Genomic DNA, 16540 nt, shown 5'->3' with positions numbered 1-16540 from the left:
GCGGGGATATTTTTGCCAATAATACAGGCCGGGTAAGGCGCAGCCGCCGCCCGGCTTTTTATTACTCCCACTCCCGCAGGAACCGCTGTCCATACTGGTCAGCCACCAGCAGCGCCGCGTAAACCTGATCCGGGGTCACGCCGCCCGGCATGTTGTGAATGGTCTCCCCTTCGGCACAGGACGCTTCCGCGATCAGACGCATTTTGGCCGGAATATCCTCTTTGATATTCAGCTGTGCCAGCGTGATCGGCAACCCCACGCTGTGGCAAAGCGCGGCGACGGTCTCTATTTCTTCAACCGGGGCGTTCTCCAGCACCAGCTGCGTCAGCGTGCCAAACGCCACTTTTTCACCGTGATAGAAGTGATGCGCATCCGGCACTGCCGTCATGCCGTTGTGAATGGCGTGTGCCGCCGCCAGACCGCCGCTTTCAAAGCCCACGCCGCTGAGATAGGTGTTGGCTTCGATAATGCGTTCCAGCGCTGGCGTTACCACGTGCTGTTCCGCTGCCAGCATTGCCTTCTCACCCTCTTCAACCAGCGTGTTGTAGCACAGCTCGGCCAGCGCTAACGCCGCCTGGGTGCACTTGCCGCCCGCCATGGTGGTTGCGCCGCTGCGCGAGCAGGCGCGTGCTTCAAACCAGGTCGCGAGCGCATCGCCTATCCCGGCGGCCAGCAGGCGCGCAGGCGCACCCGCCACCACTTTGGTGTCGACAATGACCATATTCGGGTTGTGCGGCAACATCAGGTAGCGATCGAACTCGCCGCTGTCGGTGTAAATGACGGAAAGGGCGCTGCACGGCGCATCGGTAGAGGCAATGGTCGGCGCAATGGCCACCGGCACGTCCATGAAATGCGCCAGCGCTTTGGCGGTATCCAGCGTTTTACCGCCGCCGATGCCCAACACCGCGAGACAGTCGGCACTGTCTGCCAGCTTTTTCAGGCGATCGATTTCATTTTGCGAACATTCGCCGCCAAACGGCGCGATTTCAGCGTGCAGTTCGGCTTTTTTGAAACTCTGACGCAGGGTCTCTTCAGCAAAACCCAGCACAAATTTATCTCCGACCACCAGCCAGCGATTGGCCAGGGGTTTCAGATAGTCACCGAGGCGAGTAAGCACGTCAGCGCCCTGAATATATTTCCCCGGCGATTGAATAATACGGTCCATAACGTTTCTCCCTTAGAGGTTGAGGTTACCAAACGCGTTTTTCCAGTCCTGCTCGAACTTCTCTATGGCTGACTCTACCGCCGGGGTGCCGAGCATTTGTTGCGCTACGTCTAAGGGAAGCGTGATTGCCTCGCACCCGGCAAGCAGGCAGTCCAGCGCCTGACGCGGCGTTTTAAAGCTGGCAGCCAGCACCCTGCTTTCCGGCGCGTGCATTTCCATCAAGGATTGCAGCTCCTGGACCATGCGAATACCGTCGCCGCCCTGTGCGTCGACGCGGTTCACATATGGCGCGACATACTTCGCGCCTGCCAGCGCGGCCAGCAAACCCTGTGCGGCGCTATAAACGGCAGTGCCCAGCGTGGTAATGCCCTCTTTTTGCAGCGCCTTAATCGCGGTAAGGCCCTCAGCCGTGACCGGAATTTTCACCACGATGTCCGGGATGGCGTTACTCAGGCGTTTGGCCTCTGCCACCATGTCTTCGGCGTCGCGGCTCATGGTTTGAGCAAACAGCGTGCCTTCCGGTCCAATGGCTTTTTGCAGACGCGGCAGCACGTCCCAGATGGATTCGCAGCTGGTGGCAATGATGCTCGGATTTGTGGTGACGCCCGCTATGGGAAAAATGCGCGCCAGGCGTTCTACTTCCGCCACGTTGGCGGTATCCAGGTACAGTTCCATTACTCTTCCTCGTTTCAGAGTTCTAATTCGTGTTGTAGCAGGGAGGCGATAGCCTCTTCTGAGCTGGCGTTGACCAGCGCGCTGCGGAAATCGTCATGCATGATGCGGCGGGCCAGGCGGGAGAAAATACGCATATGCTGATCGCCCGCGGCGTGTTTGTTCAGCGTCAGCATGATGATGAATTGTGCTTCTTCATCTCCCCACATGACGGGGGATTTCAGGCGTGCAACGCTGATGGTGGATTGCTCAATATGCTCCGATTTGCTGTGTGGAATGGCGAAACCAAAACCCAGCCCGGTGGAGAAGACCGCCTCGCGTGCCCACAGATCGGCTTCCAGCTTGCGCGGATAGCGGCAACGCCCGGCGAGCAGCAAGTTATCGGTCATCCCTTTCATGACCTCTTCTTTGCTATTCCAGTCGTTATCCAGAGAGATGCAGCGTGGCGTCACCAGCGGCGTATCCTGCTGATTCATGCGGAACTGGGCGAGCAGATGCTCCACTTCGAGCGATGTACGACACGCCATAGCCTGGTTCAGTAGCTGGCGACAGGCGCGGCTATCAAGCTGGGCCAGGCGCGCTTTGGTAGCGGGAATGGCAGGTGAGCCCATGCTGAGCTCGTCCAGACCAAGACCTACCAGTAGCGGCAGCACTGACCCTTTCGCGCCCAGTTCACCGCAGAGGCCAATCCATTTCCCCTGGCGATGCACTGCCTGCACCGCGTAATCCAGCGCGCGCAGGAAGGCCGGATTCAGGCTGTTGTAGTGGCGCGTGACTTTGGCGTTGTCGCGGTCGACGGCCAGCAGATACTGCGTCAGGTCATTGCTGCCAATACTAAAGAAATCAATTTCTTCGCAGCACTGATCGATGATGAACATCACCGAAGGCACTTCCAGCATAATGCCGAACGGGATTTTCTCATCAAACGGAATATGTTCATTGCGAAGCTGTTGTTTCGCATCGGCAAGTTTCTCTTTGACCCACAGGATCTCTTCCATCGAGGAGATCATCGGGATCATGATCTTCAGATTGCCGTGAGCAGAGGCGCGCAGGATCGCCCGAAGCTGGGTGGTGAAAAGGGTTGCATACTCTTCATATATGCGCACGGCGCGGTAACCGAGGAACGGATTGTTCTCTGCCGGAATATTCAGATACTCCACCGGCTTATCACCGCCAATATCCATGGTGCGTACAATAATGCTCCGCCCGTTTGCGATCTCCAGCGCCTGACAGAAGATGTTGTATAGCTCGTTTTCGCCTGGCGCGCTGGTGCGATCCATATAAAGCATTTCAGTGCGGAACAGGCCCACGCCCTCGGCGCCGTTGCCAAATGCCCCCTGGGCTTCCACCGCGTGGGCGATGTTCGCGGCAATCTCTATGCGCAGACCGTCGGCCGTTCTGGCTTCACGATCGAGCCAGATGCGCTGCTGCTCGCGTATCGTCTGTTGTACCCGCGCTTCTTGTTGGTAGTAGCGCGTCACCGCATCGCTGGCATTGACTACGACCGCACCGGCATTGCCATCCACAAAGACAGACTGATTGCGCCATTGCAGCAGGCTTTCACCGTCGACGCCCACCAGCGTCGGGATATTAAAGGAGCGCGCGAGGATCACGGTGTGCGAGGTGGTTCCGCCGCTTTTTAACAGCAACCCTTTGAGCATGGTTTTATCCAGTTCCAGGAACTGGCCGGGAGTGAGGTCGTCAGCAAGGCAGACGGTCGGTTGCGTCAGCTGCCCCGGAGACGGGAAACAAGCTTCACCGTAGATATGCTGTAAAAGCTGATAGCAGACGTCGCGCACGTCCAGCACGCGTTCCTGCAAATATGCGCTGCTGGAACGAGAGAACGTCTCGCAGAAATGGTTGGCCGTGGCGATGATGGCCTGGGCGCAGCTTAAGCCCCGGTTGACCCCTGACAGGAGATGCTGGCGCAGCGAGGTATCTGTAGCCAGCGAGCGGTGGGCTTCAAGAATGGCGCTGGCGGTGCTGTCGCCTTCCAGCGCGTGCAGCTCAATGTGTTTGACCAGCAGCGTCAGACCGGTATCCAGCGCCGATTGCTCAGCTTCCACGTTTTGTGCTTCGGGTAAATCGGTCAGGGCGTTGAGATCCAGCGATGTCAGTACCGTCAGGATGCCCTGCCCACTGCCGCTGCATACCGGAGTGGCGCGAAAAAGCGTCGGGTTCAGGCGTGTCAGTGATTCTGGTAAGGGCTCCAGTTCCGTGCTGATAACTCCTTCAAGCGGTGCGTCACAGTGCGGGAACTCCTCTCTCAGCCACTGCTCCAGCCGCTGATGGGCATGTTGCTCATCTTCACCGCAGATTGCCAGACGGCAGGGATCGCCTGCCAGCGTATCGGTACCAATCAATGCCAGCGCGCTTTTGGCATCGCCTTTACGGTCCGTACGCAGGTTATGCCACTCGATTTGCGAGACAAACGTATTGCACAGCGTTTCCACATGACTTGCCGGACGCGCGTGAACACCGTTGGGCAATTCACAGGTAAATTCCACTACCAGAGCCATACACACTCCTGAAACCAATCGTCAATGATGCGAAAGAGCATACGAGCGTGAGGATGAGGCACGCCATGTGACAAAACTGCCAAAAGCTGGACAAATGTAATGTGACGCTAAAAATGAGATTTCACTCACAGGTTCTGACGTTTTGCGTAATGCATCGCCGGTGTGAAATGTCGAGGCGGATCGCATTTTTATTTCGATATTACAAAAATCCAGTAAATGGCCTTTTTGTCTCCTGTCCGCCGTCTTTCTGATTGCCTATTGTTTGCCACAACATCTTTATGGTTTTAGGCCTGGAGCGACATATGAAAGCGTTGGTGCACATTCTCAAGAACACGCGGCAGCATCTGATGACTGGGGTGTCGCATATGATCCCGTTCGTGGTCTCGGGCGGCATTCTGCTGGCGGTTTCAGTAATGCTATACGGCAAGGGCGCGGTACCGGATGCCGCAACCGATCCCAATCTGAAAAAGCTCTTTGATATTGGTGTGGCGGGTTTAACGCTGATGGTGCCCTTCCTGGCCGCTTACATTGGCTACTCGATTGCAGAACGCGCCGCGCTGGCTCCCTGTGCCATTGCCGCCTGGGTGGGCAACAGCTTTGGCGCGGGGTTCTTCGGCGCGATTATCGCCGGGATTTTCGGTGGAATTATCGTCTGGTACCTGAAAAAACTGCCGGTCCCGAAGGTGCTGCGTTCCGTCATGCCTATCTTCATCATCCCGATTATCGGCACCTTTATTACCGCGGGCATCATGATGTGGGGTCTTGGCGAGCCTGTAGGCGCGCTGACCACCAGCCTCACTCAGTGGCTGCAAGGCATGCAGCAGGGCAGCATCGTGGTACTTGCCATCATTCTCGGCCTTATGCTGGCGTTCGATATGGGCGGCCCGGTTAACAAAGTGGCGTATGCCTTCATGCTGATTTGCGTTGCGCAGGGCGTCTATACCGTCGTTGCGATTGCCGCCGCGGCTATTTGCATACCGCCGCTGGGGTTAGGCCTGGCAACGTTAGTCGGCCGCAAGAATTTTTCCGATGAAGAACGTGAAGCGGGGAAAGCGGCGCTGGTGATGGGCTGTGTTGGCGTCACCGAAGGGGCAATTCCGTTTGCCGCTGCTGACCCTCTGCGCGTGATTCCTTCAATCATGCTGGGTTCCGCGTGTGGTGCGGTCACGGCTGCCGTGATGGGCGCGCAATGCTATGCCGGTTGGGGTGGGTTGATTGTGCTTCCCGTGGTGGACGGCAAGCTCGGCTATATCGCGGCAGTTGCTGTGGGCGCAGTGGTAACGGCAATCAGCGTCAACGTGCTGAAGCGTATTGCCCGTAAGAATACAAAACAGGTCGAGGAAAAAGAGGATGACCTGGATCTGGATTTCGAAATTAACTGAGTGAGGAAGAGAACATGGCCCGAATTATCGCAGTAACAGCATGTCCGTCTGGCGTTGCCCATACCTATATGGCTGCTGAAGCGCTGGAAAGCGCCGCAAAAGCGAAAGGCTGGGAAGTGAAAGTAGAAACACAGGGATCGATCGGTCTTGAGAATGAGCTGACGGCAGAAGACGTTGCCGCCGCGGATGTGGTGATCCTGACCAAGGATATTGGCATTAAATTCGAAGAGCGTTTTGCCGGAAAAACCACCGTACGCGTCAATATCAGCGACGCGGTAAAACGTGCCGACGCCATCATGAACAAAATTGATGCCCACCTGGCACAAACCGCCTGATGCTCTCCCGCCCTTCGGGGCGGGCTCGTTTTACCGTTACAGGAGTTCCCTCATGACGAATCGTACCCAGCGTTTGAAAGACGCTCTTTTTGCCAGCCCGCGTGAAATCTCGCTTGAGCGTGCTTTGCTCTATACCGCCAGCCACCAGCAGACGGAAGGTGAGCCGGTGATTATCCGGCGCGCGAAAGCGACGGCGTACATACTCGACCATGTAAAAATCGCGATTCGTGATGAGGAGCTGATTGCCGGGAACCGCACCGTTAAACCGCGTGCAGGCATTATGTCTCCGGAGATGGATCCGTACTGGCTGCTTAAGGAGCTGGATCAGTTTGCCACACGTCCGCAGGACCGCTTTGAAATCAGCGATGAGGATAAGCAGACCTACCGTGACGTGCTGTACCCCTACTGGGAAAACCGGTCAATGAAGGATTTCATCAACAGCCAGATGACAGATGAGGTGAAAACCGCGGTAGGGACGCAGATTTTCAGCATCAACCAGACGGATAAAGGGCAGGGGCATATCATTATTGATTATCCACGCCTGCTTAATAACGGCCTGGGTGTGCTGGTGGAAGAACTGCGTGAACACTGCGCCCGCGACCCCCATAATACCTTCTATGCAGCGGCACTGATCCTGCTTGAGGCTTCCCAGCGCCATATTTTGCGCTACGCGGCGCTGGCTGAAGAACTGGCCCGGGTCAGCGATGTGCCGCGCCGAGAGGAACTGCTGACAATTGCCGACATCTCGCGGCACAACGCACAGCAGAAGCCACAGACGTTCTGGCAGGCGTGTCAGCTTTTCTGGTACATGAACATCATTTTGCAGTACGAATCCAACGCCAGTTCGCTCTCTATCGGGCGCTTTGACCAGTATATGCTGCCGTTTTATCAGGCCTCGCTCTCACAAGGCGATGAGCCCGCGTTCCTGAAAGAGATTCTTGAGTCGCTGTGGGTGAAGTGCAATGACGTCGTGCTTTTACGCTCGACCAGCAGCGCCCGCTATTTCGCCGGGTTCCCGACCGGGTATACCGCACTGTTAGGCGGCCTGACGGAAAGCGGCCGTAGTGCGGTAAACGTGCTCTCCTTCCTGTGCCTGGATGCCTACCAAAGCGTTCAGCTTCCTCAGCCGAACCTCGGCGTGCGGGTGAATGAACTTATCGACCGGCCTTTCCTGCTTAAAACCGCAGAGACCATTCGGCTGGGCACCGGCATTCCGCAGATTTTTAACGATGAAGTGGTGGTGCCTGCCTTCCTCAATCGCGGCGTGTCGCTGGAGGACGCGCGCGACTACGCTGTCGTCGGCTGTGTTGAGCTGTCGATTCCGGGTAAAACCTACGGTCTGCACGATATTGCGATGTTTAACCTGCTGAAGGTGATGGAAATCGCGATGCACGAGAATGAAGGCAACGCAGGGTTGAGTTATGAAGGGTTGCTGGAGAATATTCGCGCCAAAATTAATCACTACATTGCGCTGATGGTTGAGGGGAGCAATATCTGCGATATCGGCCATCGTGATTGGGCTCCGGTGCCGTTGCTCTCTTCTTTTATCAGCGATTGCCTGGCATCTGGGAAAGACATTACCGACGGCGGGGCGCGCTATAACTTCTCTGGTGTACAGGGGATCGGAATAGCCAACCTGAGCGATTCACTGCACGCCCTGAAAGGGCTGGTCTTTGAACAGCAACGCTTAAGTTTTGATGAGCTCTTAGCCGTGTTAAAAGCGAACTTTGCCACCCCGGAGGGCGAAAAAGTGCGAGCAAGGCTGATCAATCGCTTCGAAAAATACGGCAATGATATCGATGATGTCGACAACATCAGCGCTGAACTGCTGCGCCACTACTGCAAAGAGGTCGAAAAATACCGTAACCCGCGCGGCGGGCAATTTACGCCGGGGTCTTATACCGTATCGGCACACGTGCCGTTGGGGGCGGTTGTGGGGGCAACACCGGATGGACGCTTTGCCGGTGAGCAACTGGCGGACGGCGGGCTTTCACCGATGCTTGGGCAAGATATGCAGGGCCCAACCGCGGTACTCAAATCGGTGAGTAAGCTGGATAACTATCTGTTATCTAACGGTACGCTATTAAACGTTAAATTCACACCGGCGACGCTGGAAGGCGACACAGGGCTGCAAAAGTTGGCAGATTTCCTGCGTGCGTTCACGCAGCTTAAGTTGCAACACATCCAGTTCAACGTGGTGAACGCGGAAACCCTGCGTGAAGCGCAGCGGCGTCCACAGGATTTTGCTGGGCTGGTGGTGCGCGTTGCCGGATACAGCGCCTTCTTTGTTGAGCTGTCGAAGGAGATCCAGAATGACATTATCCGCCGCACCGCGCATCAGCTGTGACGTCGTTGAAACACGCGCCGACGTGGCGCGTATTTTCAATATTCAGCGCTATTCGTTAAACGACGGGGCGGGTATTCGCACGGTGGTCTTTTTTAAAGGCTGCCCTCACCGCTGCCCGTGGTGTGCCAACCCGGAGTCGATCTCCCCAAAAATTGAGACGGTTCGCCGGGAGAGTAAATGTTTGCGCTGCACGCCCTGCCTGCGTGATGCGGACGAATGTCCTTCCGGTGCGTTTGAGCGCATCGGACGCGACGTGACGCTGGACGAGCTTGAACGCGAGGTGATGAAAGACGATGTTTTCTTCCGCTCTTCGGGTGGCGGAGTGACGCTGTCGGGCGGGGAAGTATTGATGCAGGCACCTTTTGCGACGCAGCTGCTTGCGCGTTTGCGCCGTTACGGTATACGCACCGCCATTGAGACGGCGGGAGATGCGCCCCTGTCACGATTGCTACCGCTGACACGACAGTGCGATGAAGTACTGTTTGACCTGAAGATTATGGATCCAGAGCAGGCGCGTTCGGTGACGGCGGTGAATCTGCCAAGAGTACTGGATAACATTAAGCAACTGGTGGCGGAAGGCATAAACGTCATCCCCCGCGTACCGCTTATTCCTGGCTATACGCTGACGGAAACCAACATGGCGCGCGTGCTGGCATTTTTGCTGCCTACAGGGATACGTCAGCTGCATTTATTACCGTTTCACGCGTATGGCGAACCAAAATACCGCCTGCTTGGGCAACAATGGGTGATGCGGGAGGTGATACCTCCGACAACTGACGAAGTTGCAGTCTTTCGCCGTATGGCGGAACGTAAAGGGTTTCATGTCACCGTGGGAGGTTGAAAATGACAGTAACGGCAGTGCGTCATCTGGTGGCGGTAACCGCATGCGTGAGCGGCGTGGCGCATACTTACATGGCCGCAGAACGGCTGGAGCGGATTTGCCAGCAGGAGAAATGGTCAGCCCGCATTGAGACTCAGGGGGCGTTAGGCATTGAAAGTGAATTGACGGAGGACGATATCCGGCGCGCTGATGTCGTATTGCTTATTACGGATATTGAGCTGGCGGGCAGCGAGCGATTTGAATCCTGCCGCTATGTGAAGTGCGGGATTAATGCTTTCCTGCGCGATCCGCACAAGGTCATGGCTGCAGTACGTAAAATGGTATCCGCGCCGCAGCATACTCAGGTCATTCTGGACTGACCGCTTTCCCTGTCAGCTGGCTGTGATACTGGCGACGGTACTCTGACGGCGAACGTTCCGTATTTTTACGGAATAAGCGGCAGAAGTAATTACTGTCGACAAACCCGCAGGCATGCGCCACCTCCTTCACCTTTAAATCATACCCTTTCAGCAACTGACGCGCGTGCTCCAGCCGGGTGTGAGTCAGGTATTCATTAAAACCTACCGCGCCTGTTTTCTGGAAAAGATGCGATAAATAGTTCGGAGAGATATAAAACGCCTGGGCGACGGATTCCCGGGTTAGCGGGGTCGCATAATGTTCATCAATATAAACGCGAATGGCTTCAAACAGAGCCTGGCTACGTGAGGCGGTCTGGATCTGACTACCCAGCAAATCGACGCAATGGCTAAGTAGGCTGGCGATGATCAGGCGTGCGGTTTGCTGCTCGTGCGGCTGCATCTGCATTTCATGAAGCGTCTGTAGCAGGAAGGAGCCAATGCGGGGGCCACGGCGAGCAACGTGCTGCTTTGCCAGGTTACGCACTTCAACACCATCCCAGTGCAAAAGGCTAAACCCAAGCTGCTGTTTGCCAAACAGGATGCTCAACGTCGTCGCGGGTGTTTGCCATTGTGGATCGTTCCAGCCGCCAGCCGGGACGTATAAAACATCACCCTGCTGTAAAACGGAAGCTGCCTGGTCTTTCACCGAACCGTCGAGCACGATTTCCAGACGTGGGAAATCAACTTTTAAGGCAAGGTCGGGTGCGGAGATGGCTGGGTTTGCAAAATGCACCTGACGCAGCGTCGTTGTGCCGTTGATCAGGTCAGTCAGGATGTGGGTAATGTCGTGGTGCATGGTGGATACCAGGGTATTGCCGGGTGACGCTAACGCTTACCCGGCCTACTTAACGTAGGCCCGTGCAAGCGCAGCGCCGCCGGGCATAAAGCATTAGCCGGTGTTACGCATACCTGCCGCAACGCCTGCAATCGTCACCATCAACGCCTGTTCGACGCGCGGATCCGGCTCTTTACCTTCTTCTTCCGCCAGACGCGAACGGTGCAGCAGCTCTGCCTGCAGAACGTTCAGCGGGTCGGTGTAGATGTTACGCAGCTGAATAGACTCGGCAATCCACGGCAGGTCCGCCATCAGATGCGAGTCGTTGGCGATATCCAGCACCACTTTGATGTCGCCTTCCAGCAGCTCGCGCAGCTCTTTACCCAGCGCCCACAGTTCCGGTTTCACCAGACGCTGGTCGTAGTATTCCGCCAGCCACAGGTCCGCTTTCGAGAAGACCATCTCCAGCATGCCCAGACGGGTAGAGAAGAACGGCCAGTCGCGGCACATGGTTTCCAGTTCGTTCTGTTTGCCGTCTTCCACCACTTTTTGCAGCGCGGCACCGGCACCCAGCCAGGCGGGCAGCATCAGGCGGTTCTGCGTCCAGGCGAAGATCCATGGAATGGCGCGCAGAGATTCGACGCCGCCGGTCGGGCGACGCTTCGCAGGACGCGAGCCCAGCGGCAGTTTACCCAGCTCCTGCTCAGGCGTGGCCGATCGGAAGTAAGGGACGAAATCTTTGTTTTCACGCACGTAGCCGCGGTACAGATCGCAGGAGATGTCAGACAGCTCGTCCATGATATGACACCAGGACGCTTTTGGCTCCGGCGGCGGCAGCAGGTTGGCTTCCAGGATCGCGCTGGTGTAGAGCGACAGGCTGCTGATGGTCACTTCCGGCAGGCCGTACTTGAAGCGGATCATCTCGCCCTGCTCGGTGACGCGCAGGCCGCCTTTCAGGCTTCCCGGCGGCTGTGACAGCAGCGCTGCGTGAGCAGGCGCGCCGCCGCGGCCAATGGAGCCGCCGCGTCCATGGAACAAGGTCAGCTCAATACCGGCTTTCTCGCAGGTTTTGATCAGCGCGTCCTGCGCCTGATACTGCGCCCAGGATGCCGCCATCACGCCCGCATCTTTTGCGGAGTCGGAATAGCCAATCATCACCATCTGCTTGCCCTGAATAAAGCCGCGGTACCAGTCGATATTCAGCAACTGAGTCATGACGTCGTTGGCGTTATTCAGGTCGTCGAGGGTCTCAAACAGTGGGGCGACCGGCAGGGCGTAGTCGATACCCGCTTCTTTCAGCAGAAGGTGTACGCCCAGCACGTCGGACGGGGTCTTCGCCATGGAGATCACGTAGGCGGCCACCGATCCTTTCGGTGCATCAACGATCGCTTTGCAGGTGTTGAGCACTTCGCGGGTTTCGTTGCTTGGCTCCCAGTTGCGCGGCAGCAGGGGGCGCTTGGAGTTCAGCTCGCGGATCAGGAAGGCCTGTTTGTCGGCTTCGGACCAGCTTTCATAGTCGCCGATACCGAGATAGCGGGTCAGCTCGCCCAGGGCTTCGGTATGGCGGGTACTTTCCTGACGCACGTCGATACGCACCAGCGGCACGCCGAAACACTTCACGCGGCGCAGGGTGTCGAGCAGTTCGCCGTTGGCGATGATGCCCATACCGCAGGCCTGCAGCGATTTATAACAGGCGTAGAGCGGCTCCCAGAGCTGCTCGTTCTGGCTCAGCAGGCCTTCCGGCTTCGGCAGGCGCTGGCCTTTAAGGCGCGCTTCCAGCCAGGCTTGGGTGGCCATCAGCTGCCCACGCAGTTTTTTCATCAGGAAACGGTACGGCTCGCTGGCACCCTCTTCCCCGGCCAGCGCGCGCAGTTCCGGCGTTGCTTCCACCATCGACAGCTCGGAGATCAGCACCTGAATGTCTTTCAGGAACAGGTCGGTCGCTTTCCAGCGGCTCAGCAGCAGGACGTGACGGGTGATTTCCGCGGTCACGTTCGGGTTACCGTCGCGGTCGCCGCCCATCCAGGAGGTGAAGCGCACCGGAACAAAGTCGACCGGCAGGCGGTAGCCAAGGTTTGCTTCCAGCTGTTCGTTCAGCTCGCGCAGGTAGTTAGGCACCCCTTCCCACAGACTGTTCTCTACCACCGCAAAGCCCCATTTGGCTTCGTCGACCGGGCTTGGGCGATGCTTACGAATTTCATCGGTGTGCCAGGACTGAGCAATCAGCTGGCGCAGACGTCGCATCAGCTGGTTGCGTTCGTAGTCGGCAATGTCTTTGTTATCCAACTGCTTGAGGCAGTTGTTCACCTCCACCATCTTGTGGATCAGTGTACGACGGGTAATTTCGGTTGGGTGTGCGGTCAGGACCAGCTCCAGCGAAAGGGACTCCACCGCTTTTTTGATGGTGGCTTCGTTAAGGTCTGGCTGGTCTTTCAGTTTACGAAGGGTGCGGGCAATGACTTCCGGGTTGCTGGCCGCTTCGCCGTTTGGCGAAATGCTGTGGTATTGCTCAGCGGTGTTGGCCAGGTTCAGGAACTGGCTGAATGCGCGTGCAACGGGCAGCAGCTCATCGTTAGAGAGGTTCTGCAAGGTGGTGAGCAGCTCCTGACGACTGGCCTCGTTACCGGCACGGGAAGATTTAGATAGCTTGCGGATGGTTTCAACGCGGTCGAGGATGTTCTCCCCCAACGCATCTTTGATGGTATCTCCAAGCACTTTGCCGAGCATACTGACATTACTACGCAACGCGGAATATTGTTCGTTCATAAAAACCCAGTCACCCCATCATTTTTGTTTATGCCCAGGCGAAAATCTTCTGGACATTATTTTGTCATCTCCCTTTATAAAGCCACGTAAAACCCCCGTCGTCAATTGCTGCGAAAACGGTTCAGCAAACGAATAAATGCGGGCAATTTACGAAATTTAATTCGCATTGCGTCAGATAAGAGATGCTTATGGAAATGTGACAGAGATCATGCGATTTGTTGCCCTCACCCTAACCCTCTCCCAAAGGGAGAGGGGACTCTTCGGTGCGGTTTTAATGCCAGCAGAAGTGATGCACAACCTGGGTAATCAGTTCGCGGGTCGGCTTGATGAAGCGAGTTTCCAGATATTCATCCGGCTGGTGGGCCTGGTTAATGGAGCCAGGGCCAAGGACCAGCGTCGGGCACAGCGTCTGAATAAACGGCGCTTCGGTGCAGTAGTTCACCACGTCGGTTTTCTCACCGAGCAGCTTTTCCACGACTTCAACAAGCTGATGGTCCGGCGGGCATTCGTAACCCGGGATCGGCGGATGCAGTTCGGAGACCGTCAGACGGCCAGGCCAGCGCTCGCTTACCGGAGCCAGCGCTTCGTTCAGCAGGCCGTCGAGATCGCTCAGGGTCATTCCCGGCAGCGGGCGGATGTCCATATGCAGTTCGCAGCAGGCGCAGATACGGTTCGAGGCATCGCCGCCGTGCAGGCTGCCCAGGTTCAGGGTCGGGTACGGCACGGTGAACGCCTCGTAGTGATAACGTTCTTTCAGATCGTCGCGCAGGGTCATGATGCGGCCGATGGCATCATGCATCAGCTCAATGGCGTTCACGCCGCGCGCCGGATCGCTGGAGTGGCCGGACTGGCCCAGCACGCGCACGGCGGTAGAAATATGACCTTTGTGCGCGCGGATAGGCTGCAGAGAGGTTGGCTCGCCGATGATCGCGCAATCCGGGCGAATCGACGTGTTTTCAGAGAAGTAGCGCGCGCCCGCCATGCTGGTTTCTTCATCGGCGGTCGCCAGAATGTAGAGCGGTTTTTTCAGCTTCGTCACGTCTACGTCACGCAGCGCGTCGAGGATAAAGGCGAAGAAGCCTTTCATGTCGGCGGTGCCCAGACCGTAGAGCTTGTTGTCGTGCTCGGTCAGGGTAAACGGGTCGCGCGTCCAGCGGCCATCGTCAAACGGTACGGTGTCGGTATGACCGGCCAGCAGCAGGCCGCCCGCACCGTTTCCGGTGCTGGCGAGCAGGTTAAATTTGTGGCGTGTTCCGGGGACGGGCTGAACCTCAACGTTAAACCCAAGATCGCTAAACCAACCCGCCAGCAGATTGATTAAAGACTCATTGCTCTGATCCAGCGCTTCTTCCGTTGCGCTGATGGACGGAGTGGCAATCAGGGCGCGGTAGATCTCGATAAATGGCGGTAAGTTCATTTTCATTGTTGACACACCTTAGGTCGTGATAGTATCAATATTCATGCAATAAATGTGAATAAAAATACATTAACGTTGAGCATAAAGGAACCCGATGTTGAATACGCTGATTGTAGGCGCTAGCGGTTATGCGGGCGCAGAGCTTGTAAGCTACGTGAATCGCCATCCACATATGACCATAACCGCTTTGACCGTGTCAGCGCAAAGCAATGATGCAGGAAAGTTAATTTCCGATTTGCATCCGTGGCTTAAGGGCATTGTCGATCTGCCTTTGCAGCCCATGTCTGACATCAGCGAGTTTACCGACGGCGTTGACGTGGTCTTTTTAGCCACAGCGCACGAGGTCAGTCACGACCTGGCACCGCAGTTTCTGGCTGCCGGCTGCGTGGTGTTCGACCTCTCCGGCGCGTTCCGCGTTAACGACGGCGCGTTCTATGAAAAATATTACGGTTTCACCCACCAGCATCCGGATCTGCTTGAAAAAGCGGTGTACGGCCTGGCGGAGTGGAGCGCAGACAAGCTAAAGGAAGCGGACCTGATTGCCGTGCCGGGCTGCTATCCGACGGCGGCTCAGCTTTCCCTGAAGCCGCTGATCGACGCGGGTCTGCTGGATCTGAGCCAGTGGCCGGTGATCAACGCCACCAGCGGCGTGAGCGGAGCAGGTCGCAAGGCCGCTATCTCAAACAGCTTCTGCGAAGTGAGCCTTCAGCCGTATGGCGTGTTTAATCACCGTCATCACCCTGAAATCACGACGCATCTGGGCGCCGAGGTGATTTTCACCCCGCACCTGGGCAGCTTCCCGCGCGGGATCCTCGAAACTATCACCTGCCGCCTGAAGCCTGGCGTGACCAAAGAGCAGGTGAACAAGGCCTTCACCCAGGCGTATGCGGATAAACCGCTGGTGCGACTTTACGACAAAGGCGTTCCGGCGCTGAAAAACGTGGTTGGTCTGCCGTTCTGCGACATCGGCTTTGCTGTGCAGGGCGAGCATCTCATCGTTGTCGCCGCAGAAGATAACTTACTCAAAGGCGCTGCCGCACAGGCAATGCAGTGTGCAAATATTCGTTTCGGCTTCCCTGAAACGCAGGCTCTTATTTAAGGTGTGATGATGAACCCATTAATTATCAAACTCGGTGGTGTACTGCTGGACAGCGAAGAAGCGCTGGAGCGTCTGTTTACCGCGCTGGTGAACTATCGCGAATCCCACCAGCGTCCGCTGGTGATCGTGCACGGCGGCGGCTGCGTGGTGGATGAGCTGATGAAAGGTCTCAACCTGCCGGTGAAAAAGAAGAACGGCCTGCGCGTGACGCCTGCTGACCAGATCGACATCATTACCGGCGCGCTGGCGGGTACGGCGAACAAAACGCTGCTGGCGTGGGCGAAGAAACACCACATCGCGTCCGTGGGCCTCTATCTGGGCGATGGCGACAGCGTAAAAGTGACCCAGCTCGACGAAGAGCTCGGCCACGTTGGACTGGCGCAGCCAGGTTCGCCTAAGCTGATTAACACGCTGCTGGAAGGAGGGTTCCTGCCGGTGGTGAGCTCTATCGGCGTGACCGAAGAGGGCGAGCTGATGAACGTTAACGCGGACCAGGCGGCAACCGCGCTGGCGGCAACGCTGGGCGCGGACCTGATCCTGCTCTCCGACGTGAGCGGCATTCTGGACGGTAAAGGCCAGCGCATTGCGGAAATGACGGCTGAGAAAGCCGAGCAGCTGATTGCTCAGGGCATTATTACCGACGGCATGATCGTCAAAGTGAACGCCGCGCTGGATGCCGCACGTACGCTGGGCCGCCCGGTGGATATCGCCTCCTGGCGTCACGCGGAGCAGCTCCCGGCACTGTTTAACGGCACGCCGATTGGCACGCGTATTTTAGCGTAATCGATTTAATGTTTTGTAGGCCCGGTAAGCACAGCGCCACC

The 16540-nt window shown here is 57.0% G+C and carries 13 protein-coding genes; 7 read left to right on the top strand and 6 right to left on the bottom strand.

All coding sequences use genetic code 11. From position 1 onward, the window contains the following. Positions 1–61: 61 nt before the first annotated feature. The 3 genes from V1603_RS02430 to ptsP are packed head-to-tail and all read right to left on the bottom strand — an operon-like array spanning position 62 to position 4356. Positions 62–1165: a glycerol dehydrogenase gene (locus V1603_RS02430; protein WP_166712621.1), complete on the bottom strand. Its 1104-nt coding sequence runs from the start codon at positions 1163–1165 to the stop codon at positions 62–64. 12 nt (positions 1166–1177) lie between these two features. Then, positions 1178–1840, bottom strand: a complete 663-nt coding sequence (fsa, locus tag V1603_RS02425; RefSeq protein ID WP_395313454.1) for a fructose-6-phosphate aldolase — start codon at positions 1838–1840, stop codon at positions 1178–1180. Positions 1841–1854: 14 nt separating this feature from the next. Further along, positions 1855–4356: a phosphoenolpyruvate--protein phosphotransferase gene (gene ptsP, locus V1603_RS02420; protein ID WP_395313453.1), complete on the bottom strand. Its 2502-nt coding sequence runs from the start codon at positions 4354–4356 to the stop codon at positions 1855–1857. Between the two features lie 302 nt (positions 4357–4658). On the opposite strand from ptsP, the gene V1603_RS02415 reads away from it, so the two are divergent. Genes V1603_RS02415 through V1603_RS02395 form a run of 5 tightly spaced genes read left to right on the top strand, consistent with a single transcriptional unit; the run spans position 4659 to position 9620 of the window. After that, positions 4659–5738: a PTS fructose transporter subunit EIIC gene (locus V1603_RS02415; protein WP_166712618.1), complete on the top strand. Its 1080-nt coding sequence runs from the start codon at positions 4659–4661 to the stop codon at positions 5736–5738. A gap of 14 nt (positions 5739–5752) precedes the next feature. Further along, positions 5753–6073, top strand: coding sequence for a PTS fructose-like transporter subunit IIB (locus V1603_RS02410; RefSeq protein ID WP_116344053.1), 321 nt, complete (start codon positions 5753–5755; stop codon positions 6071–6073). A 52-nt stretch (positions 6074–6125) separates the two neighbouring features. Beyond that, the gene (locus V1603_RS02405; RefSeq protein ID WP_395313452.1) at positions 6126–8420 is read left to right on the top strand and encodes a formate C-acetyltransferase; all 2295 of its coding nucleotides are present in this window, start codon (positions 6126–6128) and stop codon (positions 8418–8420) included. Beyond that, positions 8386–9261: a [formate-C-acetyltransferase]-activating enzyme gene (locus V1603_RS02400; RefSeq protein WP_116344055.1), complete on the top strand. Its 876-nt coding sequence runs from the start codon at positions 8386–8388 to the stop codon at positions 9259–9261. Before V1603_RS02405 ends, V1603_RS02400 begins: the two co-directional genes overlap by 35 nt. Positions 9262–9263: 2 nt before the next feature. Next, positions 9264–9620 carry a PTS fructose-like transporter subunit IIB gene (locus V1603_RS02395; RefSeq protein ID WP_116344056.1) on the top strand — a complete coding sequence of 119 codons (357 nt, stop codon included), beginning with the start codon at positions 9264–9266 and terminating at the stop codon, positions 9618–9620. Here V1603_RS02395 and V1603_RS02390 read toward each other — a convergent pair. The 3 genes from V1603_RS02390 to argE all read right to left on the bottom strand — a co-directional run bounded on the left by V1603_RS02390 (position 9607) and on the right by argE (position 14623). Next, entirely contained in the window at positions 9607–10455 is an 849-nt protein-coding gene (locus tag V1603_RS02390; protein ID WP_116344057.1) for an AraC family transcriptional regulator, read from the bottom strand. The two genes, V1603_RS02395 and V1603_RS02390, sit on opposite strands and share 14 nt — an antisense overlap. 93 nt (positions 10456–10548) lie before the next feature. Then, positions 10549–13200: a phosphoenolpyruvate carboxylase gene (ppc, locus tag V1603_RS02385; RefSeq protein ID WP_395313451.1), complete on the bottom strand. Its 2652-nt coding sequence runs from the start codon at positions 13198–13200 to the stop codon at positions 10549–10551. Positions 13201–13471: 271 nt separating this feature from the next. After that, on the bottom strand, positions 13472–14623 hold the full coding sequence (argE, locus tag V1603_RS02380; RefSeq protein ID WP_116344059.1) for an acetylornithine deacetylase: 1152 nt from the start codon (positions 14621–14623) through the stop codon (positions 13472–13474). Positions 14624–14711: 88 nt separating this feature from the next. Here argE and argC point away from each other — a divergent pair, with 88 nt between their 5' ends. Then, positions 14712–15716, top strand: a complete 1005-nt coding sequence (argC, locus tag V1603_RS02375) for an N-acetyl-gamma-glutamyl-phosphate reductase (protein ID WP_395313450.1) — start codon at positions 14712–14714, stop codon at positions 15714–15716. Between the two features lie 6 nt (positions 15717–15722). Beyond that, positions 15723–16499 (top strand): acetylglutamate kinase, encoded by a 777-nt coding sequence (gene argB, locus V1603_RS02370; protein ID WP_090420882.1) that lies wholly within the window; start codon positions 15723–15725, stop codon positions 16497–16499. The last annotated feature ends 41 nt before the right edge of the window (positions 16500–16540 follow it).

The sequence above is a fragment of the Enterobacter sp. ECC-219 genome (assembly GCF_043966805.1).
Classification (GTDB): Bacteria; Pseudomonadota; Gammaproteobacteria; order Enterobacterales; family Enterobacteriaceae; genus Enterobacter; species Enterobacter cloacae_N.
Note: the sequence above shows the minus strand (reverse complement) of the source record. Positions and strands in the feature narration are given on the sequence as shown.

Coding starts and splice junctions, on each gene's coding strand:
- ppc (WP_395313451.1), bottom strand. CDS start 13,200: ATGAACGAACAATATTCCGCGTTGCGTAGTAATGTCAGTATGCTCGGC.
- V1603_RS02395 (WP_116344056.1), top strand. CDS start 9,264: ATGACAGTAACGGCAGTGCGTCATCTGGTGGCGGTAACCGCATGCGTG.
- argE (WP_116344059.1), bottom strand. CDS start 14,623: ATGAAAATGAACTTACCGCCATTTATCGAGATCTACCGCGCCCTGATT.
- argB (WP_090420882.1), top strand. CDS start 15,723: ATGATGAACCCATTAATTATCAAACTCGGTGGTGTACTGCTGGACAGC.
- V1603_RS02405 (WP_395313452.1), top strand. CDS start 6,126: ATGACGAATCGTACCCAGCGTTTGAAAGACGCTCTTTTTGCCAGCCCG.
- fsa (WP_395313454.1), bottom strand. CDS start 1,840: ATGGAACTGTACCTGGATACCGCCAACGTGGCGGAAGTAGAACGCCTG.
- V1603_RS02430 (WP_166712621.1), bottom strand. CDS start 1,165: ATGGACCGTATTATTCAATCGCCGGGGAAATATATTCAGGGCGCTGAC.
- V1603_RS02390 (WP_116344057.1), bottom strand. CDS start 10,455: ATGCACCACGACATTACCCACATCCTGACTGACCTGATCAACGGCACA.
- argC (WP_395313450.1), top strand. CDS start 14,712: ATGTTGAATACGCTGATTGTAGGCGCTAGCGGTTATGCGGGCGCAGAG.
- V1603_RS02400 (WP_116344055.1), top strand. CDS start 8,386: ATGACATTATCCGCCGCACCGCGCATCAGCTGTGACGTCGTTGAAACA.
- V1603_RS02415 (WP_166712618.1), top strand. CDS start 4,659: ATGAAAGCGTTGGTGCACATTCTCAAGAACACGCGGCAGCATCTGATG.
- ptsP (WP_395313453.1), bottom strand. CDS start 4,356: ATGGCTCTGGTAGTGGAATTTACCTGTGAATTGCCCAACGGTGTTCAC.
- V1603_RS02410 (WP_116344053.1), top strand. CDS start 5,753: ATGGCCCGAATTATCGCAGTAACAGCATGTCCGTCTGGCGTTGCCCAT.